Raw genomic sequence first — 26847 nt, 5'->3', positions numbered from 1 at the left:
GAGGACGCGCGCTAGTGGAAGGGGAGGTAGTGGTCCAGCTCCCAGTCGGTGACGTGGGTCATGAACTTCTTCCACTCGGTCGTCTTGAGGTGGACGAAGTGGTCGATGAAGCCGTCGCCCATCGCGTCACACAGCGCGGTGTCGGCCTGCAGCGCCTCGAGTGCCTCGCCCAGTGACTCGGGGACGTGGCGGTCGGTGTTGACCTCGTCGAGGCAGTTGCCGGTCTCGGCGTCCGGGCACTCCAGGTCGTCGACGACCCCCAACCGGGCCGCGTGCAGGACGGCCGCTGCGGCGGTGTAGGGGTTCGCGGCGCCGTCGGACAGGCGGTGCTCCAGACGGGTCGCCGCCCCGCGGTGCGGGGGCACGCGGATCGTCGTGCCACGATGGTCCAGACCCCAGTTCGCCCAGTACGGGATGAACTCGGCCGGTCGGATCCGCTTGTAGGCGTTGACGGTCGGGCAGCACAGCGCGGTCATGCCCTCGTGGTGGGCGAGCATCCCGGCCAGGCACTGCCGTGCCAGGTCCGACAGCCCGTGCTGACCGTCGGGGTCGGCCATGGCGTTCGTGCCGTCGTCGTCCGACAGTGACAGGTTGAGGTGGAGGCCGGACCCGCCGGCGCCGTTGATCGGCTTGCCGAGGAAGGTGAGCATCAGGCCACGTCGCATCGCCAGTTCGCGGGCCATGACCTTGAACAGGAAGGCGTCGTCGAGCGCGCGCAGGGCGTCGTCGTAGCGCAGGGTCAGCTCGAACTGGCCGGCGTCGTACTCGGTGTTGACCGACTCCAGTGGCAGGCCGACCCGGTCGGCCGTGGCCATCACCTCGTCGATGAGCCCGGTCGGGTCCCCGGCCGGGCCGGTCGCGTAGACGTAGTGGCCGGGTGTCTCGACCCGACGCCACCCGCCGCCGTCGGGGTCGGGCTCCATCACGTAGGCCTCGAGCTCGATGCCGAGCTTGGGCTCCCAGCCCAGGTCACGCCAGGCCTGGATGGCGCGCTTGGCCGCGGGCCGCGGACCGAACGGCAGGTCCTCGCCCTCGAAGCTGATGTCGGCGACGGCCACGGCCGTGTCGGGCTCCCAGCCGGCACGCAGCGTGTCGGGGTCGAAGGTCGCGTCGAGGTCCGGCAGTCCCTGGAGGACCCGGGGGCCCGGTGCCTCGACGTCCATCTCGCGGTCGTAGTCCAGCGCGAACAGCGCCAGGCAGTGGGCCGTGCCGGCCTCGGCGGTGGCGGCTGGCAGGTACTTGCCGCGGGCCAGCCCGAGGTGGTCCGGCCACAGCAGTCGGACGCGGTCGAAGTCCATGCGTGGTCTCCCCGGTCGGTCGGCGTGGCACGGCGACGCGGCGCTGGCGCCGTGGGTGGCCGGAGCCTATCGTTTGGATCCAACCGATTTCCCGGGATCGCCGGGAATCGCGCACCCCACCCTAGGCTGGTCATCGGCCCGACGACCGTTGGGCGAGAGGAGTCCCGGACGTGACGGACCTGCCCGACCTGGCCGACTTCGACGACCTGGCCGTGCAGTCCGACGAGCTGGGCGCACAGGAGCAGGCGGTCCTGTCGAGGCTGGCCGACGCCGACCACGACCTGGAGGCCACGGCGTTGGCCTCCAACGTGTTCCGGGTCGCCACGGCCATGCGACGACGGCTCGAGCAGGCCGCCCTGCGGCGGGCGGGCCTGTCGTGGACGGCCTTCAAGGTGCTGTGGGTGCTGTGGATCTGGGGCGAACGCGAGACCCGGTTCGTGGCCGTCGAGGCCGACGTCACCAAGGGCACGCTGACCGGGGTGGTCGACACCCTCGCGGGACGTGGGCTGGTGGTGCGTCGTCGCCACGACGACGACCGGCGGCTGGTGTCGATCGCCCTGACCGACGCGGGCCACGACCTGATCACCGACACCTTCCCCGTCTTCAACGCCGAGGAGCGGGCGATCGCGGACCTCGTCGCACCCGACGAACAGGCTGCGCTGGTGCGGGGCCTGCGCCACCTCGTCGCCGCCCTGGAGGAGGACGCACCATGACCACCGGCACCTGGCACCGCGCCGCCGCCGACCTGTCGGCTCCCACGCGCCTGTTCGTGGACGGCGACTGGCGGGACCCGGACGGCACCGAGGACCCACTCGAGCAGGTCAACCCGGCGACCGGCGTGACGTGGGCCACGGTCGCGGCGGCCGGGCCGGCCGACGTCGACCGGGCCGTGGCCGCCGCCCGCCGGGCGTTCGACGACGGACGCTGGTCGCGCACGTCCCCGTCCCACCGGCGTGACGTGATGCTCGCGTGGGCGGACCTGGTCGAGGCCCATGCCGACGACCTCGCCCTGCTGGTGACCACCGAGATGGGCAAGCCCATCGGCGACACCCGTGGCATCGAGGTCCCGGCGTTGCTGAAGACCATCCGGTGGTACGCCGAGCTGGCCGACAAGCTGGTCGACGAGCTGCCGGTCACCGGGCCGGACGAGCTCGCCCTGGTCACGCGCGAGCCGGTCGGGGTGGTCGGGGCGATCGTGCCGTGGAACTTCCCGCTGACGATGGCCGGCTGGAAGCTCGGGCCGGCCCTGGCCACCGGCAACTCCGTGGTCCTCAAGCCCGCCGAGTACACCTCCACGTCGATGCTGGAGGTCGCCCGGCTCGCGACCGAGGCCGGCTTGCCCGACGGCGTGCTCAACGTGCTGCCCGGACGTGGCCCCGTCGCGGGCGACGCGCTGGCCCGCCACGACGACGTCGACACGCTGACCTTCACCGGGTCGGGGGCCACGGGTCGATCGCTGCTGCACGCCGCCGCCGACTCCAACCTCAAGCCGGTCTGGCTCGAGCTGGGCGGCAAGTCCCCCAACGTCGTGTTCGCCGACGCGCCCAACCTGGACGTGGCGGCCGACATGGCAGCGTGGGGCGTGTTCTTCAACAGCGGCGAGATGTGCACGGCGCCGTCGCGGCTGCTGGTGCAGCGCGAGGTGCTCGACGAGGTGACCGCCAAGGTCGTGGCCCGGGCCCGGTCGCGGGTCGTGGGCGATCCGTTGGACGAGGCGACCGAGACCGGCCCGATCGTGTCGGCCCGTCAGCTCGACACGATCCGTGAGTACGTGGCGATCGGGCGTGACGAGGCCGACCTGCTGGTGGGCGGCGAGGCACCCGACACCGCCGGTCCCGAGGGCTTCTGGCTCGCGCCCACGGTGTTCGGCGGGGTCGACAACGACCACCGGATCGCGCGCGAGGAGATCTTCGGGCCGGTGCTGTCGATCATCGCCTTCGACGACGAGGAGGAGGCGGTCCGGCTGGCCAACGACACGCCCTACGGACTGGCGGCGGGGGTGTGGACGTCGGACCTGTCCCGGGCCCACCGGGTGTCGCGGGCGATCACCGCCGGCACCGTGTGGGTCAACTGCTACGAGGAGGGTGGGCTGTCCGTGCCGTTCGGCGGTCGCAAGCAGTCCGGCAACGGCCGCGACAAGTCCGTCCACGCCATCGACAAGTTCACCGCCCTCAAGACGACATGGATCGCGTTGTGATCCCGGACCGCGCCTCGCCGGGAGAACGAGCGCAGCGAGTTCTCCAACCCGCCGGAGCGCAGCGAGGGCGGGCGACGACATGGATCGCGCTGTGAGCCGTCGGGACGCGCCCGAGGCAGGCGTGGAGGACGACGTGGCGACCGCGAGCCGGCGTCGCCCGGTCGTGCTGATGACGATGTGGCGGCGGCCGCTGGACACCTACGTCTCCGACGCCACCGACCTGTACACCCTGGCCGCCGAGTACGTCGCGTCGGTGCGCGAGTCGGGCGGTGTCCCGGTGCTGCTCCCGCACGTCGAAGTCGACGACGTCCCGGCCGTGCTCGACGCCGTCGACGCCCTGGTGGTGTGCGGCGGCGGCGACGTGGACCCGTCCAGCTACGGCGCCGAGCCCATCGACGTCCACGACAACGATCCCGACGCCGATCGCGTCGAACTGGCCGTGCTGGCCGAGGCGCGGGCCCGTGACCTGCCGACCCTGGCGATCTGCCGGGGGATGCAACTCCTCAACGTCGCGTACGGCGGTGACCTCCGCCAGGACGTCACCGCACCCGGATCGCCCCATCCTCCGATCCCCGCACCCGCGGAGGTGCTCGCCATGCGTCACGACGTGACCGTCGCCGAGGGATCGCGGCTGGCAGGCGTGTTCGGTCCCGGGCGTCGCGTCGCCAACGCGATCCACCACCAGGGTGTGGGCCGGGTGGGGGAGGGGCTGGTCGTCACCGCGCGTGCCGACGACGAGGTGGTCGAGGCGCTCGAACCGGTCGACTGGCCCCGGTGCCTGGCCGTCCAGTGGCACCCGGAGAAGATCTACGCCACCGACCGGCCCCTGTTCGACTGGCTGGTCGGCACGGCCAAGGGCACGTCCGAGTAGTCCGTCCGGGCCATGTCTGGCAAGGTCGTTGCCATCCAAACGTTCCCGCTCTAGGGTTCGGCGAGGCGTCGTCGGGCGTCGTCGAGGGAGGGCAACGACCATGGGCGAGCGCGACATCCTGCAGCAGGGAGCGATCGGGTTCCCGACCGCGCTGGCCACGGCCATCGGGCTGATCATCGCCTCGTCGGTCCTGTTGACGGCGACCCAGGGCTTCGGCGTCGGTGGTGGCGTGTTCGCCATCGCCATCCTGATCGCGTTCGTCGTGATGCTGTTCCAGGTGATGGTCTTCTCGGAGGCCGGCACCGTGATGCCACTGGCGGGATCGACCTACGACTACATCAACGCCGGGCTGGGCCGCTTCGTCGCCGCCACCGGCACGATCGTCGGCTACCTGCTGGTCCACCTGTTCGCCGGCACGGCCGAGACCGCCTCGATCGGGTTGTTCGCCCAGGTGAACTTCCCGTTCCTGGAGTCGATGGCGCCGGAGCAGACCTGGATGATCGGCGTGGGCGTCCTGGTGATCTTCGGGATCGTCAACATCCTCGGGATCGAGGTCTACGGGGCCTTCGAGGTGGTGCTGACCGCGGTCATGTGGATGACCGTCGCCCTGTTCGGGATCATCGGGATCCTCAAGGCCCCGGTGGCGGACCTCGACGGGTTCTTCGGGGCCTCGCTGATCGGCACCGACCTGACCGCGGTCCTGTCGATGGTCGGGCTGGCGATGTTCCTGTTCGTCGGGGTCGAGTTCGTGACGCCGCTGGCCACCGAGCTGCGCGACGCGACCCGCAACCTGCCCCGGGCGATGTTCGTCGGACTGGTCGCCGTGGCCTTCGCGATGTTCGTCTACGGCGCCGGCATCACCCGCCAGGTCCCCAACGAGGTCCTCGACGAGGCGTCCGGGCTGACCCTGTTCGACACGCCGCTGCCGATCCCGGCGTTCGGCGAGGCCGTGCTGGGCGACTTCGGCCGGTGGTGGCTCGCCATCGCCGTGCTGTTCGCCGGCGCAGCCACCCTCAACACCCTGCTGGCGGGGATCCCCCGGATCCTCTACGGCATGGCCAAGGACGGGACCTTCCCCCACGTCTTCGCCTGGCTGCACCCCCGCTGGCGCACCCCGGTCGTGGGGATCGTGCTGGCGATGCTGCTCCCCGGTGTCTACGCGATCGTGATCCAGGGCGACATCGACTCGATCTTCGTGCTCATCCTCGCCGGGGTGTGTGCCTGGCTGGTGGCCTACATCCTGGTCAACATCTCGATGATGGTGCTGCGCTCGACCCGGCCCGACCTGGCCCGGCCCTACCGCATGCCGCTGTACCCGCTGCCGCCGATCCTGGCGACGATCGGCATGGCGGTGACGCTGTGGTTCATCGCGCCGCCCGGGCTGACCCGCGGCGAGATCTACACGCGGTTCTTCGTCATGGCGGGCGTGGCCGCCGTCATCGCCTACGTGCAGATCGCGCTGGTGTCGAAGCTGCCGCTGTTCGGTCGGGCCTCGCCCGAGGAGTTGGCGGCCGAGGAGCTGGGCGAGGCAGCCCGGCTCCCGTGAGCGACGTCGACGCGGTGCTGGCGCGGGTCCTGGCCGACCTGGCGCCCACCGCCGTCGACCGGGTCGCGGTGTCGCGTGCGGTCGTCGAGGTCGACGGCCGACCGCTCGAGTTGCACGTGACCACCCGGGGTCGGCTGCTGTTGCGCATCACCGAGACGGCCTTCGTCGTCACCGGTCCCGACCGCGCTGCGGCCGGCGGGCGGCCGGTCCAGCTGCGCGTCGGCCACACGGGCATGGCGCGACGGACCGGCATCCGCGTGGCGGTCGAGAACGGCGGCGAGCCCGCACGGCGGCTGGCGGCTCGGCTGCGCGGGTCGGGTGATCTCGTCGCCGCGATGCTGCCGCTGGACTTCACCGACTTCACGGTCGTGGAGGAGGACGGCCGGTTGCTGGCACGGATCGTGTTGATGGGTGCCTCCATGACCCGGATGCGGGTCCCGCCGACCACGACCTACGTCCGGCTCCACGACGACCAGCGCGATGCCCTGTTGGCGACCGTGGACGCCCTGGACGCCTGCTTCGGGGTCGCCTGACCCGTCGGGGCCGTCGACCTCACGCGGGGCCGACCACCTCCAGCACCCGCATCATCTCGTGGTCCTCGTGCGACAGGATGTGGCAGTGCCAGACGTAGCGCCCGGGCTTGTCGAAGGTCGCCCGGATCCGGGTGACCTGGCCCGGCAGCGCCGTCACCACGTCCTTGGGGGCCTTCTCGACGTAGGCAGGACCTGGGTCGACCGCGGCGCCGACCGCGATGTCCTCGAGCCGGAACCCCACGCCCGTGGTGCCGTCGTGCTGCAGGATCGGCTGCTCGACCACGTCCGCGGTGAACTCGTGGCGGTCGAGGATCGCGAAGTTGACCAGGTGGAGGTGGACGGGGTGGGCGTCGCCGGTGGCGTTGTAGACCTCCCAGACCTCGGTGTCGTCCAGGGCGGGCCGCTCGGTCGTCGGGGCGTGCCAGGGGATCGCGCCCGCGACGCTCTCGCCGCTGGCGTCGACGACCCCCTCGGCCGTGCCCAGCAGCGGCTGCAGTCGTCCGTACTGGTCGCGGCCCTCGAACAGCGCGACCCTGCGGGTGGTCGTGGCTGCGGCCGGGACCGGCGGAGGCGCCGCGATCGCGTCATGGTCGAACACGTCGGGGACGTGGAGGGCCAGGGGCACGACCACGTCGAAGGCCATGATCCGGTCGGTCTGGCGGTCCGGGAACAGGTCGTCGGCGTCGAGGTCGTCGCCGAAGTCCCCGCCGAAGGGGGCGTCCCCGCCGACGTTTGCCATGACCACGCGCCCGCCGGCCAGGTCCGAGAAGTCGACGACCACGTCGTAGCGCCCACCGGGCTCGACGACCAGCGTGTCGACCTCGGTCGCCGCCGTTGCCAGCCCCTGGTCGCTCCCGATCACGTGGAAGGCCAGCGGTTCGCCAGCGCCGGACAGGTCGGTCGCGTCGGGCGCGACGGGCCGGAACTGGACGACGAGGAAGCGGCTGTCGCAGCCGTTGAGCAGGCGCAGCCGGTAGTGGCGCGGCTCGACGCTCGCCTTCGGCCAGATCTTGCCGTTGACCACCATGTGGTCGCCGAAGAACTCGGCCAGGGCCGATGGCTTGGGGACGTCACCGTTGGCCAGCCCCTCGCCGGTGATGAAGTCGGCCCAGGCCGGGTCCGGCGGAAGGGCCGGGTAGAACAGCTGGCCGCCCTTCCGGAACATGCGGTCCTGGATCGCCAGCGCGTATTCGTAGGGGAACGCCGGCAGCCCGAGTGGGTTGTCGGCCGTGCCGGTGTCCTGGTCGTCGCGGACGATGAAGAACCCGGCCATGCCGGCGTAGACGTTCAGCCGCGTGATCCCCAGGGCGTGGTCGTGGTACCACAGCGTGCCGGCCGGCACCTCGGTGTCGTAGACGAACCGGTTGGTGAAGCCGCCTGGGACCAGCTCCCACTGCGGCCCCGTGACGACCTCCCCCGGCGACCAGAAGAACTCCGGGTTGCCGTCGTACTGGAAGTCGCTGTGGCCGCCGTGCAGGTGGACGACGATCGGGATGCCGTCCTCGTCGATCGTGCGGGACTCGTAGCCGTGCAACGAGTAGGCCCAGTGCAGGCTGGTGTCGACCGGGACGAGGTGTTCGGAGATGCCGAACAGCTGGTTGTACCAGTGCACCACGGCCTCGCCGCCACCCGAGCCCGACACCACCTCGAAGGTGCGGCCGGGCCAGGTGTGGAGCCCGTCCGCGCCGTAGCCGAACACCCGCGTCGGGACGGGGGTGCCGCTGCTGTTGACCAGGCCGGTGTGGTGCCATGCCGGGGCCACGCCCACGTGGTACTCCCCGGCGGCGTCCGGAGCGAACCGGAACCCCGGGTCGAGCGCGTTGGGCACCTCGTCGAGGAACTTCGGTTGCGCCGCCGGGTCCGACAGGGGCGGTCGCAGGGGGGCCGCCACCGCCCCGACCGGGCGCCAGCCGGTGTGGGTGGCCACGAACAGGCCGGCCGTCGCAGTGGCCCCCCACCGCAGCAGGTCGCGACGTGACAGGTTGCGCTGGTGCAGATCCATGATCGACCCCCCGACCCCGCGGCCGAACGTGGTCCGGCCGTCACGCCGAGCATGCCGTCCCAGGGCGGCACCGGACAGAGTCCACCAGCCGTGTCACGACGCGCCGGTCGCCCCTTGCGGCCCCCCGGCGGGCCCGATGCTCAACCCAGGTCGACGGTCGGGAGCCACCAGTCCAGGATCGTGTCGATGTCGGCCCGGGCGCGGTCCCGCTGGGCGGAGGTGTCGGCCAGGACCTCGGTGCGTGACGTGCCGGCGGCCTCGGCCGCGGCGTCGGCATGGGGGCCGCCCAGGTCCATCCAGTGGCCGACGATGTCGGTGGTGACCTCGGGGTGGAACTGCAGGCCCAGGTTGCGACGCAGCGTGAAGGCCTGGACCCCGACGGAGGACGTGGCCAGCACGGTGGCGTCGGGGGGAGGCAGGAAGCGATCACCGTGCCACTGCATCCACGGGCCCGCCGGGATCCGGTGTGGATCCGTGCTGGTGACGGTCGACCAGCCGATGTCCATCGTGCCCATCGGCTCGACGGTGCCGCCGTGTGCTGCGGCCAGGGCCTGGCCTCCGAAGCACACGCCCAGGACGGGCACGCCGGCACGGTCCAGGTCCCCCAGCCACGCGAGCTCGCGGTCGATCCACGACGACAGGCGCGCCGTGTCGTAGACCGACCAGATCGCGCCCAGCGGGACGACCAGGTCGTGGTCGCCGACGACCGGCAGGGGGCCGGTGAAGGTGGCGTCGTGGATGGACGGGGCCATCGCCAGGCGCTCGACGGTGGCGCCGCGATCGACCAGGGCGTCGCCCAGCAGGCCCGGGCGTGACCCGGGGTCGTGCTGCAGGAACACCACGCGCATTGGCCATGCCTCCCGGGGGACTCGCCGGCCGGGATCGCCTCCCGGCAGGACGACGGCCACGATAGTCGTTCGGGCACGAACGACCACTGCTAGGGTGGACGCGATCCGCCCAGACGGAGGACATCGATGCCCACGCCGGTCGACACGATCGTCTGGGGGGACCGCCACCTCGACCTCACCGACCCGGACGTGTACCGCGCCGGGGTGCCGCATGCGACCTTCCAGCGACTGCGCGACACCGACCCGGTCAGCTGGACACCCGAGCACGACGGCGCCGGGTTCTGGTCCATCACGCGCTACGACGACGTGATCGCGCTCAACAAGGACTTCCGCACGATGTCGTCGTCCCACGGGATCCGGCTCGAGGAGATGGACGACGAGGAACTGGCGGCACGACGCACGATGATGGAGCTCGACCCACCCGAGCACACCCGGCTGCGTCGCCTGGTCATGGGCGGCTTCACCCGACGCACGGTGGCCTCCTACGAGAACGCGATCCGGCTGCTCGCCCGCCAGGTGCTGGACGACGCGCTGCCCGCGGGCCGGTTCGACTTCGTCACCCGGGTCGCCCGACAGCTGCCGATGCGGATGCTGGGCAAGCTGCTGGGCGCCCCCGAGGCCGACTACCGCTTCCTGGTCGACCGTGGTGACGCGATGATCGGCAACACCGACCCCGAGTTCACCGACCACGTCGTCGACCAAGTCACCCACGACGACCACCGACTCATGCCGTTCCGGTCACCCGCGGGCGTCGAGCTGTTCGAGTACGCCGCCGAGATCGCACGCGAGCGTCGGGAGCACCCGACCGACGACGTCATCACCCAGCTGCTCGCGCCGACGATGGACGGTGAGCCACTGTCGGACCTGGAGTTCAAGAACTTCTTCACCCTGCTGGTCGCGGCCGGCAACGACACCACCCGCTACACCATGGCCGCCGGGCTGCAACTGCTGCTGGACCACCCGGACCAGCTCGGCCTGCTGCAGGAGCGGCCCGACGAGTTGCTGGACCAGGCGGTCGAGGAGATGCTGCGGATGTCGTCGGTGACGATGCACTTCCGTCGCACCGCCACAAAGGACGTCGAGCTGCACGGCCGGACCATCCGGGAGGGCGACAAGGTCGTGCTCTGGTGGATCAGCGGCAACCACGACGAGCGCCAGTTCCCCGACCCGTTCCGCTTCGACATCACCCGCGAGGACAACCGCCACCTCGCGTTCGGACGGGGCGGACCACACCGCTGCCTGGGGGAGTGGCTGGCCCGGGCGGAGCTGAAGGTGACGTTCGAGGAGTTGCTCCCGGTGCTCGACCGCCTCACCATCGACGGCAGCGTCGAGCGGCTGCGGTCCAACTTCATCTCCGGCATCAAGCACCTGCCCGTGGCCGTCGACGACCCGACCTGACCACGGACTGCGCCAGGACCTACTGCGCGAGAGGAAGCGACGATGAGTCACGACCAGGACCGACGGGTCGAGGTGGCGGGTGTCGAGGTGTCGATGTGCCACTACGTCGACGGGGAGCGGGTCGACTCGCCCACGACCTTCGAGACCCGCTCGCCCAACGACTGGGACACCGTCCTGGGCGAGGTCGCCCGGGGCGACGACGAGATCGCCAGCCTGGCCATGGCCGCGGCGACCGCGGCGGCCGACGACTGGGCCGACCGCGGGCCCGCTGGCCGGGCCGAGGTCCTGCACCGCCTCGCCGACGTGATCGACGACCACGTCGAGCCGATCGCGCAGGTCGAGGCCACCGACATGGCCTTCAACCTCCAGTCGATGCGGGCACGACTGGTCCACCGTGGTGCCGAGAACTTCCGCAACTACGCCGACCTCGCCCGCGACCACGTCGAGCGCGAGTGGGACTCCAAGGGCACCCACAACCGGGTGATCCGGATGCCGGCCGGGCCGGCGGTCGTCATCACCCCCTGGAACGCCCCCTGGATGCTGTCGACCTGGAAGGTCGCGCCGGCGCTGGCCGCCGGCAACCCGGTCGTGCTCAAGCCGGCGGAGTGGTCCCCGCTGACCGCGTCCCTGCTGGGTGACCTGGCCGACGAGGCCGGCGTGCCGCCGGGCGTGCTCAACATCGTCCAGGGCATCGGCGAGGAGGTCGGGGCCGCCCTGGTCGCCGACCGCCGGGCTCGGCGAATCTCGTTCACCGGCTCGCCCGAGGCCGGCCGCCTGATCGGGAGGGCCGCGGCCGAGAACCTGGTCCCGTTCACCGCCGAGATGGGGGGCAAGGGTCCGTTGCTGGTGTTCGCCGACGCCGACCTCGACGCCGCCGCGAAGAAGGCGGCATGGCAGTACGACGACAGCGGCCAGGTCTGCCTCGCCGGCACGCGCCTGCTGGTCGACGAGTCGGTCGTGGACGAGTTCCTCGAGCGTTTCCACGCCCACGTCGACGACCTCGTGCTGGGCCCGTCGACCGATCCCGACACCGACATCTGCCCCATGGTGCACCCCGACCACGTCGCGCGGGTCCTGGGGTTCGTCGAGCGTGCGCGCGACAACGGCGACGAGATCCTGCGTGGCGGTGGCCGGGCCGACCTCGGCCCCCTGTACGTCGAGCCGACGCTGGTGCGCCCACGGGACAACCAGTCCGAGGTCGTCCAGCGCGAGGTCTTCGGACCGGTCCTGACCATCCAGACGTTCGCCGACGAGGCCGAGGCCATCGCCCTGGCCAACTCCACCGAGTACGGCCTGTCCGCGATCGTCTACACCGGGTCGCAGGAGCGCGCCGTACGGGTCGGCGAGGGCGTGCGTGCCGGCACGGTCTGGGTCAACACCTTCCTGGTGCGCGACCTCACCGCCCCGTTCGGCGGGTGCCGGATCTCGGGCATCGGGCGCGAGGGTGGCGACTTCGCCCTGGAGTTCCACGCCGACCTCAAGACCCTGCAGATCCTCGACGGGTCCACCGGCTGAGCCCGCCACCACGCGACGGAGGGGTGCATGGACGACGTCGACCTGGTCCTCGTCCTGACCGAGAACTGGACCATGACACCTGCGGAGGACCTGCGGGGGCTGGTGGACCTCGCGGTCGCGGCGGAGGCCGCCGGGTGGGCGACCGTGATGGTCTCCGAACACGTGGTGCTGGGTCGGGGAGCGGACGCGCGGGGCCTGCCCGCCAATCCCCGCGACTACGCCTACCCGGGCAACCAGGACCCCGACATGACCTGGCCGGACCCGTTCGTGCTGCTCGGCGCGATCGCCTCGGCCACGACCTCGCTGCGCCTGGCGGCGTCCGCCGTGATCGCACCCCTGCGCCATCCGCTCCACCTCGCCACCCAGGTCGCCACCCTGGATCGGCTCAGCGAGGGCCGCCTGGTGGTCCAGCCCACCGTCAGCTGGCACGAGGCCGAGTACGACGCCCTGGGGGTGCCGTTCCACCGTCGCGGTGCCATCCTCGACGAACAGCTGGCGGTGCTGGCCACGGTGTGGCGCGACCAGCCCGCCAGCCACCACGGCGAGTTCTTCGCCTTCGACGACATCCACGTGCAGCCCCAGCCGTGGCGGGCCTCCGGGCCCCGGCTGTGGTTCGGGGGCCAGCGCCTGCACCCCGCCATCCTGCGCCGGCTGGTCGACCACGGGCATGGCTGGAACCCCCTCGGGACACCCTCGCAGGACGAGATCGACCAGCTCGAGACGGCGCTGGAGGCGGCCGGTCGTGATCCCGCGGACATCGAGCGCGTCGGTGGGACCCGGGGTCGGTTCCCGGACGCCGACACACCGGCCCCGACCGGACCGCTCGTCGACGACGTCGTCGAGCGCGTGCGCGCCGGGTGGCGCACGGTGTGCGTCAAGCCCAGCCAGTACCTCGACGACGTCGAGGCGTTCCCGGCATGGGCCCGCGAGGTCCGGGAACGGGTGGTGGCGGGGCTGGGCGAGACGGCCTGAGGGCCCTCGACCACGACCGTGGAGGGCGCGCGTGACGACGTCCTCGACGGGGTCCGTCATCTGACGGATGGACACGTCGGCCCGTGCGAGTACGATCCGCTCCGAACGGTGCGTGCGTGGGGGTCGCCCAACCCGGGCGGAGGATGGCAGGCGCACCGGAGACCAGGGGGTCCACGATGGCCACGGGAACACGCTCGATTCGCTTCTCCAGCACCGGGAGGTGGGTCCTGCTGGCGCTCGTCGCCACGATGGTCCTGCTCATGGTGCCCACGGCCGGGTCCTCGCAGACCACGGCCGGTCCCACGTTGCGCATGGACGTCACGACCAGCCAGGTCACGTTCGTCCACACGCCCGCGTCGGGGACGCCGACCACCCAGGTCGGCACGCCGACGCGGTGCGAGCTGTCGGTCGACGGGCCGCTGGTCGCGCTGTCCGGCAACCGTCGTGGTCCCGGCCTGAGCGACAACGGCCTGGGCATCAAGTCGGGTGGCTCGCAGGGAACGCCGTGTGGCCGGATCGACGCCACCGAGGTGCTCACGCTCGGCCTGGTCGGCGTGCCCGCCGCGTCCTCCGCCGCGTTGGACCTCGAGCTCAAGGGCAGCGCCCGCGTGCTGGTCGAGGCCCGTTCCAACGGCGTCCTCGTCCAGGCCTTCGACGTGCGAGCCGGCGGCAGCGTCGTGGCGGGCCAGGGTGTCGACGGAACGACGACCCAGCCCTTCTCGCTCGAGTTGACCAGCACCCAGCCGGTCGGCAACTGCCGCAACGACTCCGATGCGGGTCCGGACTCGGGCCCCCGCGACAACTGCCGGGTGACCATCGTGCCGGCCAGCCCGTTCGACGAGCTGACGCTGACCCCCGTCGCAGGCGAGGTCTCGCTCGAGGGTGGCAACGACTTCGGGACCGACCCCGCGTACGACACGGTGTTCCACCTGGTCACCTACGACGGCCTGCTCGGCTGTGACGACGGCACTGACACGGCCAGCGAGTCGGACGGGGCGATCGTGGGCACGATCATCCGGTACCAGAACACGGTCGCCAGCGACTGCGTCCTGAAGCCCTACACGATGCTCGTCACCTCCAACGATCCGGTCGAGGGTGGCCTGGACTCGGTGGTGTTCGAGGTCGACGACCCGGTGGTGCCGGCCCAGGCAGCGATCTACGAGGCGTTCCTGACCCTCGACCAGCCGCTGAACACGCCGCTGGACGCCGTGCTCGAGTACGACTCGGACCGCACCGACGGGTACACGAACTTCAAGCAGATGCCTCGCTGCGTGCAGGACCCGTTCACCCTCGACGACGAGCCGACCGGCTCGCTCAACGACGAGGCGATCCCGGCCGGACACGAGGGCTGCGTGATCGACGTCACCCAGTCCTGGGAGGGCCTGACCACCTGGCACGTCGTGTTCGCCGGGGACTGGAAGTTCCGGGGCTGACGGACGGCGGGTCGCGGTCACACCGCGGCCCGCGCCTCCTGCACGCCCAGGCCGTCCAGCAGGGCGGTGACCGCGGCCTGCTCCTCGGGGTCGGCCTCGTCGCCCGTGCTGGCGAGGTCGAGCCGCGCCACCCGCAGGAGCGCCTCCTCGTAGGCCAGGCCGACCTCGCGGGCAGCCGCCAGTCCGTCGGCGAGCTCGTCGCCGGCCTCGTCGAGGCGTCCCAGCACCACCAGCGCCCGCGCGACGACCCGTGCCCGCTGGGGACGGAACATCGCGGCGCGCTCCCCGGCCCGCTCGGTCGCGCGGTGGACCAGGTCCAGGGCGTCGTCGGCGTCGCCCTCCCGCACGAGGCACTCGGCGAGGTAGAGCACCGCCTCGTAGGCGAACTGCAGTTGCCCGAGCTCGTTGGCCTGGGCCCGGACCTCCGCCAGCATCTCCCGCGCGCGGTCCGTGTCGCCCCGGCGGAGCAGCAGGCGAGCCATCTGGAGCTCGGCATTGATCGCCCCGTCGCGGTCGCCGGCCGCCTGCAGCACCCGCTGCGACTCCGCGAGGACCGGCTCGGCCTCCTCGGTCCGGCCCTGGCTGACCAACAGCTCGCCGAGGTTGACCCCGGTCGAGGCCGCCTGGACGTCGTTGCCGGCCCGGGCGGACAGGTCACGGCTCCGCGCGACGTGCGCGACCGCGCCGTCCCAGTCGCCGAGGTAGTAGGCGAACCCACCCATGTTGTTGACCACGTCGGACGCGCGGTCCAGCATGCCCAGTGACTCGTAGATGGTCACTGCCTCGGGGGAGTGGGTCGCCAGGTCCGGCTCGCCCAGGACGAAGTACGCCCAGTCCATGATCGCCGATGCCCGGGCCAGCGCGTCCCGGCGCTGCGCGTCGTTGGCGTCGGCGATCGCCGCCTCGGCGATGGCCAGGGCCTCTGCCGGTCGCTGCTGGGCCATGCGGACCGAGGATCGCAGCGCCCGCAGCTGTGCACGCAGGCCGGTGGCCTCCCGGCCCTCGGCGGCCTCGAGCAGGCGGAGCCCGACCGCGGTGTCACGCAGTGCCTGGGGGTAGGCCGCCTTGCGCATCCGGACCTGGGCCCGACGCAGGAGGATCTCGGCACGCTGGAGGTCGTCGTCGCCGACCTGGCGCATCGCCCGGCCAAGGGCCCCGAGGGCGTCGTCCAGGAATCCGGCGCGCTCGAGGACCTCGGCCAGCCCGAGTGCCACCTCGCCCCGCGCGCGACGCGGCAGGTCGAGGTGGCGCGCGGCGTCCTGGGCCCGGCGGTAGAAGGTCGCCGCGTCCTGGTTGGCGAACAGGGAGCGGGCGGTGTCGCCCGCGATCCGGGAGTAGCGCCACGAGTCGTCCCACCGCCGCGCGCGGTGGTAGTGCACCGAGAGCAGCTCGGCCTCCGCCTCCGGGTGGTCCCCGGTGCTGGCCAGGATGGAGTCGCCGACCCGCGCGTGCAGGGTCGTGCGGGTCCGGTACGGCAGCCCCTCGTAGGCGACGTCACGGACGAGCGTGTTCTGGAACTGGACCCAGCCCCGGTCGTCCGCGGTCACGAACTGGCGCAGCCGGCCCAGGGCGAGGTCGCGCTGCATGGGCCCGGCCGTGTCCTCGTCCAGCACCGAGGCGGTGTACTCGACCCGGAACCCCGTGCCCAGGACCGCCAGCCGTCGCAGCATGCTGCGGTCCCCGGCGGCCAGTCGGTCGATCCGCGCGGCGATCAGCTGCTCGACCGAGTCGGGCAGCTCCTCGGTGTCACGACCCTGCTGGAGGGCGGCAAGGAGTTCGAAGAGGAACAGGGGGCGCCCCTCGCCACGCTCCACCAGGGCGGTGACCTGGCTGGGCAGGAGGGGGTCGTCGGCACTGGCGGCGACCAGCAGGCGGGAGGCCGCGTCGTCCGACAGGGGACCGAGCTCGACGTGGTGGTCCCAGGGTGGGTCCTCGTCGGTCTCGAGCGGCCGCGAGGTCAGCAGGAACAGCCACGGCTCGTCGGTGACGACACGTCCCAGTCCGGCCAGCAGCTCGCGCGAGCTGTCGTCCATCCAGTGCGTGTCCTCGATGAGCAGGACCGTGGGTTCGGACAGGGCGGACGACAGGGTGGCGTGGACGGCGTCCCGGGTGCGGGCCGGGCGATGTCGGTCCTCCAGCTCCCGGACCTCGGGCGACGGGGGGACCTCCACGCCCAGGACTTCGCCCAGCAGGGCGAGCCAGGGCAGCTGCGCGTGGGCACGACGGGTCACCGACTCCGCCAGGGCTTCGGCCACCCCGTCCGACTCGGGGAGTCCGAGCGCCTGTCGGAGCAGGGCGCGGAAGGGGAAGTACGGGGTGGCGGCCTGGTACAGGCGGCACTCGGCGCGCACGAGTCGGGCCGGCTCGGCCTCGTCGAGGAACGCCAGCAGGACCCGGGACTTGCCCATGCCGACCGGGGCCGTCAGGCCGGTGGTCCCGGGTGCACCGGCCGCTGCCCGGTCCCACGCGCCCAGCAGCGCCGCGAGCTCGTCCTCGCGTCCCACCAGGGGCAGTCCCTCGTCGGAGCTGTCCCGAGTGCCCACGGCGTCGCCCACCGCCACGGCCGTGATCGGGGCGGCCTTGCCCTTGACCTGCAGCGGGGGGAGGGACGTGGTCGCGAACGTGGTGCGGGAGGCGTCCAGGACCCCCTGGGTGGCGTACAGCTCGCCGGGCGCCGCCGCGGCCATCAGGCGGGCCGCCAGGTTCACCGTGTCACCCATGACCGTGTAGGTCCGGCGTTGCTCCGAACCGACCACGCCGCTGAACACGTGGCCGCTGGTGACGCCGATCTCGATCGGCAGCTGGTGGTCGCGTCCCAACAGCTCGCGCAGCGCCAGCAGCATCCGCTCCTGGTCGTTGCCCGTGGCCTGGGGCACCCCGGTGGCCAGGATCACCTTCGCGCCGTCGGGTGCCACGTCCGAGGCCAGGAAGGTGACACCGTGGTCGTCGGCCGCTCGCTGGATCGCCGTGACCAGCTCGTCCAGCGCCGTGGCGGCCGACGCCGCGCCGTGCTGTGAGAGGAGCTCGTCGAGGCCGTCGAGGTGGACGAAGGCGATGGTCGCCGGCCGGTGCTCGGGCTCGACCCGGTCGGCGGCGAGGACGGTGCGCAGCGCGGCGGGCACGAACTGGGCGAGGTCGATCGGGGGACTCGTGGCGGGCTGGAAGGTCAGCGTCTCCGCGACTGGATCGCCCTGGAGCAGGATGCCGGGACCTTCGGGCCGGCCACGGTTGGCGGCCGGGAGCTCCGCCGCGGTCTCGGGGCTCAACAGGACCTGCCCCGGCCCTGCCGCACCCTCCATCTGCACCGTGCGGGTCGTGTCGGGGCCGGCCACCAGGAACTCGCGGTGGGAGCGTCCGACCATGAACACGTCGAATCGTCCGGTGTGGACCCCGACCGACATCCGCAGGGAGACGTCGCCGTCGCGCGTGTGGAACGGGCCGATCTGGCGCAGGCGGGCACGCATCGCGTGGGCGCCCGCAGCGGCCCGGGGGGCGTGGCCGGGTCCCTCGAACAACAGCAGGAGTGCGTCCCCGCCGAAGCTGAGCAGGTTCGCACCGTGGGCGTAGGCCTCGAGGAGCAGCTCGTCGAACGTGGTGTCGATGACCCGGGTGATCTCCTCGGCACCGACGTTGCCATGACGGGCGAGCCGTTCGGACAGCTCGGTGAATCCCGACACGTCGACGAACGCCATGGAGCCCGGGATCTGGCGGTGGTGCTCCCCGGGGGCCTCGACGTCCCAGAAGCGCACCAGCCGGGGGAGGTGGCGCACGAGCGGATCGGGGTCCGTCGACGCGCGCGTGCCGGTCTCGCCGGTCATGTGGGGCTCACTTGGCCCAGAAGCGCGAGCCGGGCCGGGCCGCGGTCGTCGCCCCGAAGCGCTCGGCAGCGTCGGCCACCATCTCCTCGACCTGTGCGTCGGTCCGCGAGGGGTCGTGACTGGCGAACAGCAACTGGTCGACCTCGGCGGCGATGGCGACCTCCACGGCCTGTTCCCAGGTGCTGTGGCCCCAGCCCCGCTTGTCGGCCAGTTCGTCGGGCCGGTACTGGGTGTCGTGGACCAGCACGCCTGCGCCCCGGGACGCGTCGACCAGGACCTGGTCGGCGTCGGTGCCCGCCTCGTGGTCGGTCGCCACGACGATCGAGGTGTCCTGGTGGTCGAAGCGGTAGCCACGTCCACCCTGCGGGTGGTGCAGGGGGAACGACCGCACGTCGACGTCGTCGAGCACGAAGCTGTCGACGGCCGGGACGAAGTCGACGTCCATGTCGGTGATCGAGGCCGGGAACCACGGCGGGCTGATCGCCTCGCCGATGCACCGGCGCGGGTCGCCCGGGCCGATGATGCGAAGGGCGACGTCACCGCGCCACATCGGTGCGCACATCGACAGGCCCTGGATGTGGTCCCAGTGGTAGTGGGTGATGATGATCGTGACGGGACGCCCGGACGTCTCCGCGGCGGACATCGTTGCCGGCAGGATCCGGCGCAGGCCGGTGCCGGCGTCGATGATGGCGATCAGCGTGCCATCGTCGTGGTGCAGCGAGTAGCAGGTCGTGTCACCGCCGTAGGTGCTGAACTCGGCGGTGCCGACCGGCATGGAGCCGCGCGCGCCGTGGATCTCGATGTACACCCGCTGTCGCCTCCCCTGGGCTCGAGCGGAGGCTACCCAAGTGGGATGGCCTCGGGATCGCCTCGGGTGGGACCCGGGGCGCGGTGGTCGCTGGCCGGACGTGGCGCCGCGGGGTGCGCAGAAGTCGGGCGACCCCCGGACGAAGGGCTCGTCCGACCGCTAGCGTGACAGGTCGTCGAGGGGTACGTCGTCGTACGGGACGTGGGGGGCCGCCGTTGTTGCTCGTGACCTTCCGGGACCTGCAGCACCGTGCCCGTCGCGTGGTCGTCGTCACGGTGCTGGTGGGGCTCGTGCTCACCCTGCTGTTCCTCATGACCGGCCTGGTCCACCAGCTCAACACCGAGCCGCACCGGGCCGTGGAGGGCATCGGGGCCGCCCGGTGGGTGGTGGCCGACGGGGTCTCCGGGCCGTTCACCTCCGTGTCGGTGCTTCCCGCCGACCTCCGGGACGACGTCGGCGAGGGCTCGTCCCCGGTCGTGGTGTCCCGGGGAACCGCCTTCCTGCCCGACGGGAGTGACAGCGAGATCATCGTGTTCGGCCACCTGGCCGGCGAGCTGGGCAGTCCCGAGGTGGTGGACGGCGTCGCTGCCAGCGGACCTGGCGAGGTGGTGGTCGACGAGAGCCTCGGCGTGGCCGTCGGCGACGTCGTGGAGGTCGGACGTGCGGACCACCAGGTGGTCGGGCTGTCACGGGACACCACCGTGCTGGCCGGCCTGCCCTTCGTGTTCCTGGACCTCGCAGACGCCCAGCAGCTGTCGTTCGACACCGACCAGGTGGTGTCGGCCTTCCTCACGACCGCCGACCCCGGGCCCGTCGACGGCGCCACGGTGCTGACGGCGCAGGAGGTCGGCGACGACGCACTCGGCCCGCTGGAGTCCGCGGTCGCGTCGATCGACCTCATCCGAGCACTGCTGTGGACGGTCGCCGCGATCGTGGTCGGCGCCGTGGTGTACCTGTCCGCGCTCGAACGGGAGCGCGACTTCGCGATCATGAAGGCCGTGGGCGCCGGCGCCCGTCCGCTGATGGGGGGCCTCGCCCTGCAGTCGATCCTGGTCGCCGTGCTCGCCGCCGCGCTGGCGGCCGTCGTCGCCACGCTGGTCGAACCGGTCTTCCCGCTGGCGGTGCGGGTGCCCGACTACGCCTACGTCCAGGTCCCCCTGGTCGCGGCCGTGGTGGGCCTGCTGGCCGCGCTGGTCGGGATCCGGCGGGTGAACGGGATCGACCCCGCCGCCGCCTTCGCGGGGGCCGGGGCATGACGACGTCGACCTCCACCCCCGTCGAGCGCCCCGGGGCCACCGGCGACCACGACCTGGTCGTGCGTGACCTGGTGAAGGAGTACGAGTCCGGCGGCTACCGGCTGCGCGTGCTCGACGAGCTGTCGTTCGTGGCCCGGCCCGGCGAGCTGGTCGTGCTCCTGGGGCCGTCGGGCTCGGGCAAGACGACCCTCCTGTCGTGCATCGGCGGGATGCTCACCCCGACGTCGGGGTCGGTGACGGTGGGTGGTCGCGAGGTGACCAGCCTGGGCGGCGCCGAGCTGGACGCCTATCGACGGCGCGACGTCGGGTTCGTCTTCCAGGGCTTCAACCTGCTGGGATCGCTGACCGCACGCGAGAACGTCGCCATGCCGCTGCTGGTCACGCGGGCTGCGTCCCGACGCGAGGCGATGGCCCGGGCCACCGAGCTGCTCGAGCTGGTTGGCCTGGCCGACCGCATGGACCATCGTCCCTCGCACCTGTCCGGTGGCCAGCAGCAACGCGTCGCCGTGGCCCGCGGCCTGGTGACCGATCCGGTGCTGCTGTTGGCCGACGAGCCCACCGCCAACCTCGACCACATCCAGGCCCAGTCCGTCATCCGGCTGCTGACCGAGTTGCGGGACGAGGGACGCATCATCGTGGTGTCGTCGCACGACGCCAGGCTCATGCCGGCCGCCGACCGGGTCGTCCAGATGTCCGGCGAGGCCGACCCGGTCGAGGCCGGCGCCACGGTGGTGTCCTACGCGGACGGCGAGGTGGTGTTCCACCAGAACGACCACGCGAGCCTGGTGTTCGTGATCGAGGAGGGCGAGGCCGAGGTCTACCGCGAGCTGGCCGACGGTGGCGAGGAGTCGCTCGCCGTGCTCGGACCGGGCCAGTACTTCGGCGAGCTCGGCGCCATGCTGGGCTTCCCGCGGTCGGCGTCGGTGCGGGCCGTCGGTGAGCTCCGCCTCACGTCGCACTCCCCGCACGGGTTCCGGATGCTGCTGGAGCGAGGTGGCGGGGTCGCGGGTGGCGACGGGCCACCGACTGCCGACCGGCGCCTCCCCGGGCACCCGTCCGATGCCGGCCCCACGGGCCCGCGGTGACCGCCGGCGACGACGACGCCCGGGCCTGGGTGGCCGAGCTGTTCGCGCGGCTCGGTGACGACGTCGCCGTGCGGGACGTGGCCGTCGGCGACACGTTGACGTGTCACGGCGAGGCCGTCGACGGGCTGTACCGGGTGGTGTCCGGCCACCTCGAGGCCACCGTCGAGGGTCGCGGGGGTGGCCTGCGCGTGGGTGGGCTCGGCCCGGGCGACCTTGTCGGCGAGATCAGCCTGCTGGCCGGGGGTGTCTCGACGGCGACCGTCACCGCGACCGAGCCGGTCCGGGTGGCGTTCGTGCCGGCCGCCGTGGCCCACGCGGCGCTGGACGCCCATCCCGAGCTGGCGGCGCGCCTGGCCGAGGGCGCCGCGGAGCGGGTCGACCGCAACGCCCTCGTCAGCGTCCTGACCGAGTTCACCGACCTGTCCGAGATGACCCAGCTCGCGCCCGCCGTCGCCGAACTGGGCTTGCGCCGCCTGCCGTCCGGCGAGGTGCTGTTGTGCCAGGGCGACGTCGCCGAGTCGGCCTTCCTGGTGGTCTCCGGCCGCCTGGCGGTGACCGTCCGGGACGAGCACGGCGAGCAGACCGAGGTCGCCCGGCTCGGCCGTGGACAGGTCGTGGGCGAGGGTGCCCTGTTCGAGCGCGAGGCACGTTCGGCGACCGTGGTCGCCGTGCGCGACTCGGTCGTGGCCGAGCTGCGCGCCGAAACCTTCCACGCGATGTTGGCGCGCAACCCCGTCACCATGGCGCGGATCACCCGCCAGCTCGTCGAGCGGATGGCCCGGCCCCCTCGTGGCCAGCGCCGGGTCGTGTCCACCGTCGCCGTGGTGACGACCAACCCCGCCGTGAACGCCCGCGTGGTCACGACCCAGGTCACCGAGGCGCTGGGCCGGTTCGGCACGGTCGCCCACGTGACAGCGGCCCGGGTCGACGCCGACCTCGGCGTCCGCGGGATCGCCGCCAGCGAGCCGTCCGAGCCGGGCAGCCGCCGGGTCGCCGCCCACCTCCACGAGGTCGAGCTGACCCACGACTTCACGGTCCTGGAGGTCGATCGCGGGGCCGATGCGTGGGCCCGGGCGGCCCTCGGGACGGCCGACCGGGTGCTGCTCGTCGTGTCGCCCACGCCCGATCGGGATGAGCGGGACGCCGTCGCCGCCGCGACCGACCGGATCGCCACGGCGACCCGGACCAACGCCGTCGTCGTCCATCCCGTCGACACCGCCCAGCCGCGTGGCACGGCGGCCCTGCGCGACGTGCTGGGCGTCGACCGCGTGTTGCATGCGCGGGCGGGCCGACGGGAGGACCTCGACCGGGCTGCCCGGATCACCGCGGGTCGGGCGGTCGGCCTGGCGCTGGGGGGTGGCGGCGCGCGGGGGTTCGCGCACGTCGGCGTCCAGCGCGTGCTGGCCGAGCGCGGTGTGCCCATCGACGTGCTCGCGGGCTCGTCGATCGGCGCGCCGATCGCCGGTGGGATGGCCTGTGGGGTGCCGCCCGAGGACTTCGGACCGGCCCTGCACCGCCTGTTCGCCGGCCTGCTGGACTACACGGTGCCGGTCGTGTCGCTGGTCAAGGGCGAGCGCATCACCCGCTCGATCCAGGAGCAGTTCGACGGTTGGGACTTCGAGGACACCTGGAAGCCCTTCCTCTGCGTCTCGACCAACCTCACCCGGTCGCGGACCCGTGTGCATCGTTCCGGGCCGACGGCCCCGGCCGTGCGCGCCAGCGTCGCGATCCCGGGTGTCCTGCCGCCCGTGCCCGACGGCGCCGACCTGCTGGTCGACGGGGGCGTGCTCAACAACCTGCCGGTGGACGTCCTCGCCGACGAGGGCATCTGCGGCACGATCATCGCGGTGGACGTGGCACCGCCGGTGGGTCCACGCGCACGGTCCGACTACGGCCTGTCGGTGTCGGGGTGGCAGGCGCTGCGCGCAACGGTCGGGCGGGGTCGCAGTGGCTACCCGGGCATCGCCTCGGTGCTGATGCGCTCGATGCTGGTCGGGTCCCAGCGGGACCGGACCCGGGTGTTGGACGAGGCGGCCGTCGACCTGGTGCTCGAGCTCGACCTGCGCGGCGTCGGGCTGCTGGAGTTCGACGTGATCGACCCCGTCATCGCGCGCGGTGCCGAGCTGGCGGGGCCGCTCGTCGACGACTGGCTGGCGTCCGGCGGGTGGACGGGTCGGGCGCCCACGGTCGCCGGGCCGTCGACCGCGTCTTCGGACGCCGACGACGCGGGCTAGGGTCCCGCCGGGACCACGAACCGACCGGGACCTCGCCTCAGCGGCGGGGGTCCTGGCGTGGCGCCGGCACGGTGGAGAAGTCGGTCGGGTGGGGCGCGCGCTGGCCCCGGAACTCCCAGTCGCCACCCCGGGCGGTCGACAGCACCTGCTCGGTCGCGGTCGGCTGCGCCCCGACCTCGTCCGACACCGGCAGCGGGCCGTCCACGATGGTGTTGGACAGCGTTCCCAGGCCGTCGACAGAAACCTCCACGACGTCACCGGGCTCCACTGAGCGCGAGTTGGCCGGTGTGCCCGACAGGATCACGTCACCCGGGTGGAGGGTGATCGACCGGGCGAGGTCGGCGACCAGGTAGGCCATGTCCCACGTCATCTCGTCGGTCGAGGCCTCCTGCACCACCTCGCCGTTGACCAGCGTGCGCAGGACCTGGCCCTCGCGCGGGTCCCAGTCAGTGACCAGTCCGGGCCCGAGCGGGCACAGCGTGTCGGAGCCCTTGACCCGCAGCATCGACCCCGCGTCGGTGTCGCGGAAGTCGTGCAACCCGTAGTCGTTGGTGATCGTGTAGCCGGCGATGTGGTCCCAGGCGTCGTCCCACGACACGCCACGGGCCGTGCGCCCGATCACGATGGCGATCTCGCCCTCGTAGTTGAGGAACCGGCAGTTGCGTGGCCGCACCACGTCGCCCCGGTGGCCGTTGAGCGCCGACAGGGGCTTCTGGAAGTAGGTCGGCGCCGGGGGGAGGCTGACCCCGAACTCCTCGACCCGCGAGGTGTAGTTGAGGTGGACGGCCAGCACCTTGGTCGGCTCGACCGGGGCCAGGTGGGCGGCCTCGTCGACCGACACCCGCCGCCCGTCGCCGGCGACCAGTTCGTCGTCGTGGCGGGTGACGGGCACGACGGCCCCGTCCAGGAAGATGCGGCGGGTCTCGGTCATCGGCGGTCCCTGCGTGGCGGTCCGTTCGTCCCCGAACGATAGCCGAGGTCGCGTGGACGCCGACCGGACGTCACCCCGGCCGGACCTCCACCAGGGCGTGGTGCAGCGGGCGGTTGGGCCGGGGGGACCGGCAGGTGAGGACCGCCTCCGGGCCGTGCTCGGCCCGCACCGCCACCGTCCAGGCACGCTCGGCCACCGTGAAGGTCGCCGTCACGACGTGGTCGTCGCGACGGGCGCCCGTCAGCAGTAGGTCGTCGATCCCGTCGACGTCCAGGTGCGCACGCAGGTGGTGGGCGGCCGCCTGCACGGCGAACGGCCAGCCGGACCTGCCCCGGAGGTGGTCGCGGTCCACGCGCCCGGCGAGGTGTCCGTCGACGATCGCGGGTGCCAGGTCGGGGCCGACCCGTCCGTAGGACAGGCCCCGGGGCAGCAGCAGGACGTTGCCGGCGAACCGGTCCCCGCCCAGGTGGGAGCACTCCCACGACAGGTCCGGATGGCTCGCGGCCAGGGCGGTGGCCACGGGGCGGCCCTCCACGGCACAGCACAGGTCGTGGCTGCCGTGGGTGCAGGTCAGGACCACGGGGGCCTCGGTGCGAGCCAGGCCGGTGGATCGTCCGTCGGCCAGGGCCGCGAGGTCGAGGCCGGTGACCTCGCCCACGTCGTCGAGGAGCCCGGTCTCGAGCCAGGGCTCGCGATGGTGCGCGTACGCCGCGAAGACCCGGACCCCGTGCTCGGCGGCGCGACCGTGGCGTCGGATCAGCAAAGGGCGGACCCCAGTCGCCCGGGAGGTCGTGCGCAGCCAGGCGGCCACGTCGTCGGGGAGGGCCGAGTCCTCCAGGGCGTCCTGGCCCCACGCACCTTCCTGCTGGACCAACAGGAAGGCCCGCACGGTCGAGGCGGTGCCGAACGCGGCCTCGTCACGCTGGCGGCTGGCCAGGGCGCAGCGGGGATCGCTCACGGTTCGATCGTGAGCAGGCCCTCGACCACCAGGCGACGCACGAGCACGCGACGACTGTCGTGGTCGAGGTGGTCGGCGAGGTCGGCCGGCCGCAGCGGCTCGTCGCCACGGGCGACGACCTCGTCCAGTGCGGGGCGGACCCAGCCCGGCACGCGCAGCTCGCGATCGCCGAGCAGGACCCGGACGTCGTCGCCGTCGGGGCGCAGCGCGACCGCGTGGCCCGGGCGGCGTCGCACGACCGTGTCGTCGTCGAGGTCGTCGGCAGCCAGTCGGTCCCGGAGCGCACCGCCGACCCGGGTCGGTCGGGTGGTCAGGAAGCGCTCGACCTCCGCCGCGCCGGTGGCGTCGTGGTCGTGGCGCGCCAGTGCATCGGCGATGGCACCGAGGTGGTTCTTGAGCGGGGTGGCCAGCGACGACGGGTCGTCGTGCCAGCCGGCCGGCAGTGGGGCGGCGAGCTCGTCGACGTCGGCCAGGACCTCGGCCAGCGCCCGGTCCACCACCGCGCGCCACGTGATCGGGCGGATGCCGATCGTGACGTGCAGGGAGGCCTTGCCGGTCGTCCGCGCGGCGTGGCGCGTGCCGGTGGGGAGGTACAGGACGTGTCCCGGCCGCAGCACCAGCTCGTGGATGCCCTGCTCGTCGTGGACCTCCCAGTGCTTGCGCCCGTGGGTCTGCACGACGAACACGTCGTGGGAGTCGGCATGCAGGGCGAAGCCACGCGCCGACGGCGGGGTGAGGTAGGCGTTGGCCTGCCCGGGATGCCCGAGCTCGGCCTCGAGCTGGGCGACCAGGTCCGTGATCGGCTCCCACGACCGCTGGAGGCCCTGCAGCACGATCGTGGCACCGTCGTCGAACTCCTCGAGCATCCGGCGCGGGTCGACCAGGCCGGTCAGCGGAGCGCCGGCCAGGCTGGCCCGACGGGTGAAGCAGGAGGTCGCGAGCACCGAGCCGTCCCGGGCGAGCCGGATGGACGGGGTGCGGATGGCCGACGCCGTCGTGAGCCGGTCGACGTCGTCCAGCGACAGCAACGAGGTCAGCAACTCCGGGTCGCCCCGGTGCAGGTGCATGCGGGTGGCCCAGGACTCCGCGAGGAAGTCCTGGGCGTCACCGGTCAGCAGGTCGGTGGCCTGCATGCTGTCGAGCG

At 72.6% G+C, this 26847-nt stretch carries 20 protein-coding genes; 12 read left to right on the top strand and 8 right to left on the bottom strand.

Annotation, left to right across the window (positions count from 1 at the left end; all coding sequences use genetic code 11):
- Positions 1-11: 11 nt before the first annotated feature.
- Complete coding sequence (locus KR546_RS10910) at positions 12-1298, bottom strand: glutamine synthetase family protein (RefSeq protein ID WP_238444742.1); 1287 nt, start codon at positions 1296-1298, stop codon at positions 12-14.
- Between the two features lie 170 nt (positions 1299-1468).
- Between KR546_RS10910 and KR546_RS10905 the strand changes: the two genes are divergently transcribed.
- The 5 genes from KR546_RS10905 to KR546_RS10885 all read left to right on the top strand — a co-directional run bounded on the left by KR546_RS10905 (position 1469) and on the right by KR546_RS10885 (position 6445).
- Positions 1469-2011: a MarR family winged helix-turn-helix transcriptional regulator gene (locus KR546_RS10905; RefSeq protein ID WP_238444741.1), complete on the top strand. Its 543-nt coding sequence runs from the start codon at positions 1469-1471 to the stop codon at positions 2009-2011.
- Entirely contained in the window at positions 2008-3495 is a 1488-nt protein-coding gene (locus KR546_RS10900; protein WP_238444740.1) for an aldehyde dehydrogenase, read from the top strand. Before KR546_RS10905 ends, KR546_RS10900 begins: the two co-directional genes overlap by 4 nt.
- Before the next feature lie 91 nt (positions 3496-3586).
- Complete coding sequence (locus KR546_RS10895) at positions 3587-4366, top strand: gamma-glutamyl-gamma-aminobutyrate hydrolase family protein (protein ID WP_238444739.1); 780 nt, start codon at positions 3587-3589, stop codon at positions 4364-4366.
- A gap of 100 nt (positions 4367-4466) precedes the next feature.
- Positions 4467-5912: an APC family permease gene (locus KR546_RS10890; RefSeq protein WP_238444738.1), complete on the top strand. Its 1446-nt coding sequence runs from the start codon at positions 4467-4469 to the stop codon at positions 5910-5912.
- Complete coding sequence (locus tag KR546_RS10885; RefSeq protein WP_238444737.1) at positions 5909-6445, top strand: DUF3156 family protein; 537 nt, start codon at positions 5909-5911, stop codon at positions 6443-6445. The genes KR546_RS10890 and KR546_RS10885 overlap by 4 nt, the downstream gene beginning before the upstream one ends.
- A gap of 19 nt (positions 6446-6464) precedes the next feature.
- Here KR546_RS10885 and KR546_RS10880 read toward each other — a convergent pair whose 3' ends face one another.
- Complete coding sequence (locus tag KR546_RS10880) at positions 6465-8447, bottom strand: multicopper oxidase family protein (RefSeq protein WP_274387948.1); 1983 nt, start codon at positions 8445-8447, stop codon at positions 6465-6467.
- 140 nt (positions 8448-8587) lie between these two features.
- A complete protein-coding gene (locus tag KR546_RS10870; RefSeq protein WP_238444736.1) occupies positions 8588-9295 on the bottom strand; it encodes a type 1 glutamine amidotransferase in 708 nt (235 codons plus the stop codon).
- A 126-nt stretch (positions 9296-9421) separates the two neighbouring features.
- Between KR546_RS10870 and KR546_RS10865 the strand changes: the two genes are divergently transcribed.
- The 4 genes from KR546_RS10865 to KR546_RS10850 all read left to right on the top strand — a co-directional run bounded on the left by KR546_RS10865 (position 9422) and on the right by KR546_RS10850 (position 14613).
- A complete protein-coding gene (locus KR546_RS10865) occupies positions 9422-10693 on the top strand; it encodes a cytochrome P450 (protein ID WP_238444735.1) in 1272 nt (423 codons plus the stop codon).
- A gap of 42 nt (positions 10694-10735) precedes the next feature.
- A complete protein-coding gene (locus KR546_RS10860; protein ID WP_238444734.1) occupies positions 10736-12208 on the top strand; it encodes an aldehyde dehydrogenase family protein in 1473 nt (490 codons plus the stop codon).
- A 27-nt stretch (positions 12209-12235) separates the two neighbouring features.
- Entirely contained in the window at positions 12236-13180 is a 945-nt protein-coding gene (locus KR546_RS10855; RefSeq protein ID WP_238444733.1) for a TIGR03619 family F420-dependent LLM class oxidoreductase, read from the top strand.
- A gap of 176 nt (positions 13181-13356) precedes the next feature.
- The gene (locus tag KR546_RS10850) at positions 13357-14613 is read left to right on the top strand and encodes a hypothetical protein (RefSeq protein WP_238444732.1); all 1257 of its coding nucleotides are present in this window, start codon (positions 13357-13359) and stop codon (positions 14611-14613) included.
- Between the two features lie 17 nt (positions 14614-14630).
- Here the strand turns inward: KR546_RS10850 and KR546_RS10845 are convergent, their stop codons facing one another.
- The gene (locus KR546_RS10845) at positions 14631-18431 is read right to left on the bottom strand and encodes an adenylate/guanylate cyclase domain-containing protein (RefSeq protein ID WP_238444731.1); all 3801 of its coding nucleotides are present in this window, start codon (positions 18429-18431) and stop codon (positions 14631-14633) included.
- 7 nt (positions 18432-18438) lie between these two features.
- On the bottom strand, positions 18439-19239 hold the full coding sequence (locus KR546_RS10840; RefSeq protein ID WP_238444730.1) for an MBL fold metallo-hydrolase: 801 nt from the start codon (positions 19237-19239) through the stop codon (positions 18439-18441).
- A 224-nt stretch (positions 19240-19463) separates the two neighbouring features.
- Here KR546_RS10840 and KR546_RS10835 point away from each other — a divergent pair, with 224 nt between their 5' ends.
- The 3 genes from KR546_RS10835 to KR546_RS10825 are packed head-to-tail and all read left to right on the top strand — an operon-like array spanning position 19464 to position 23814.
- Positions 19464-20495, top strand: coding sequence for an FtsX-like permease family protein (locus KR546_RS10835; RefSeq protein WP_238444729.1), 1032 nt, complete (start codon positions 19464-19466; stop codon positions 20493-20495).
- Positions 20492-21580 carry an ATP-binding cassette domain-containing protein gene (locus tag KR546_RS10830; RefSeq protein WP_238444728.1) on the top strand — a complete coding sequence of 363 codons (1089 nt, stop codon included), beginning with the start codon at positions 20492-20494 and terminating at the stop codon, positions 21578-21580. The genes KR546_RS10835 and KR546_RS10830 overlap by 4 nt, the downstream gene beginning before the upstream one ends.
- Entirely contained in the window at positions 21577-23814 is a 2238-nt protein-coding gene (locus KR546_RS10825) for a cyclic nucleotide-binding domain-containing protein (protein WP_238444727.1), read from the top strand. The genes KR546_RS10830 and KR546_RS10825 overlap by 4 nt, the downstream gene beginning before the upstream one ends.
- A 37-nt stretch (positions 23815-23851) precedes the next feature.
- Here KR546_RS10825 and KR546_RS10820 read toward each other — a convergent pair whose 3' ends face one another.
- From KR546_RS10820 to KR546_RS10810, 3 genes are all read right to left on the bottom strand, one after another.
- Complete coding sequence (locus KR546_RS10820) at positions 23852-24745, bottom strand: fumarylacetoacetate hydrolase family protein (RefSeq protein WP_238444726.1); 894 nt, start codon at positions 24743-24745, stop codon at positions 23852-23854.
- 70 nt (positions 24746-24815) lie between these two features.
- Complete coding sequence (locus KR546_RS10815; RefSeq protein ID WP_238444725.1) at positions 24816-25703, bottom strand: sucrase ferredoxin; 888 nt, start codon at positions 25701-25703, stop codon at positions 24816-24818.
- Entirely contained in the window at positions 25700-26836 is a 1137-nt protein-coding gene (locus KR546_RS10810) for a JmjC domain-containing protein (protein ID WP_238444724.1), read from the bottom strand. Before KR546_RS10810 ends, KR546_RS10815 begins: the two co-directional genes overlap by 4 nt.
- Positions 26837-26847 lie beyond the last annotated feature (11 nt).

It is taken from the genome of Salsipaludibacter albus, from assembly GCF_019798055.1.
GTDB classification, from domain to species: Bacteria; Actinomycetota; Nitriliruptoria; order Nitriliruptorales; family Nitriliruptoraceae; genus Salsipaludibacter; species Salsipaludibacter albus.
This window is presented reverse-complemented; position numbering and strand designations above follow the sequence as displayed.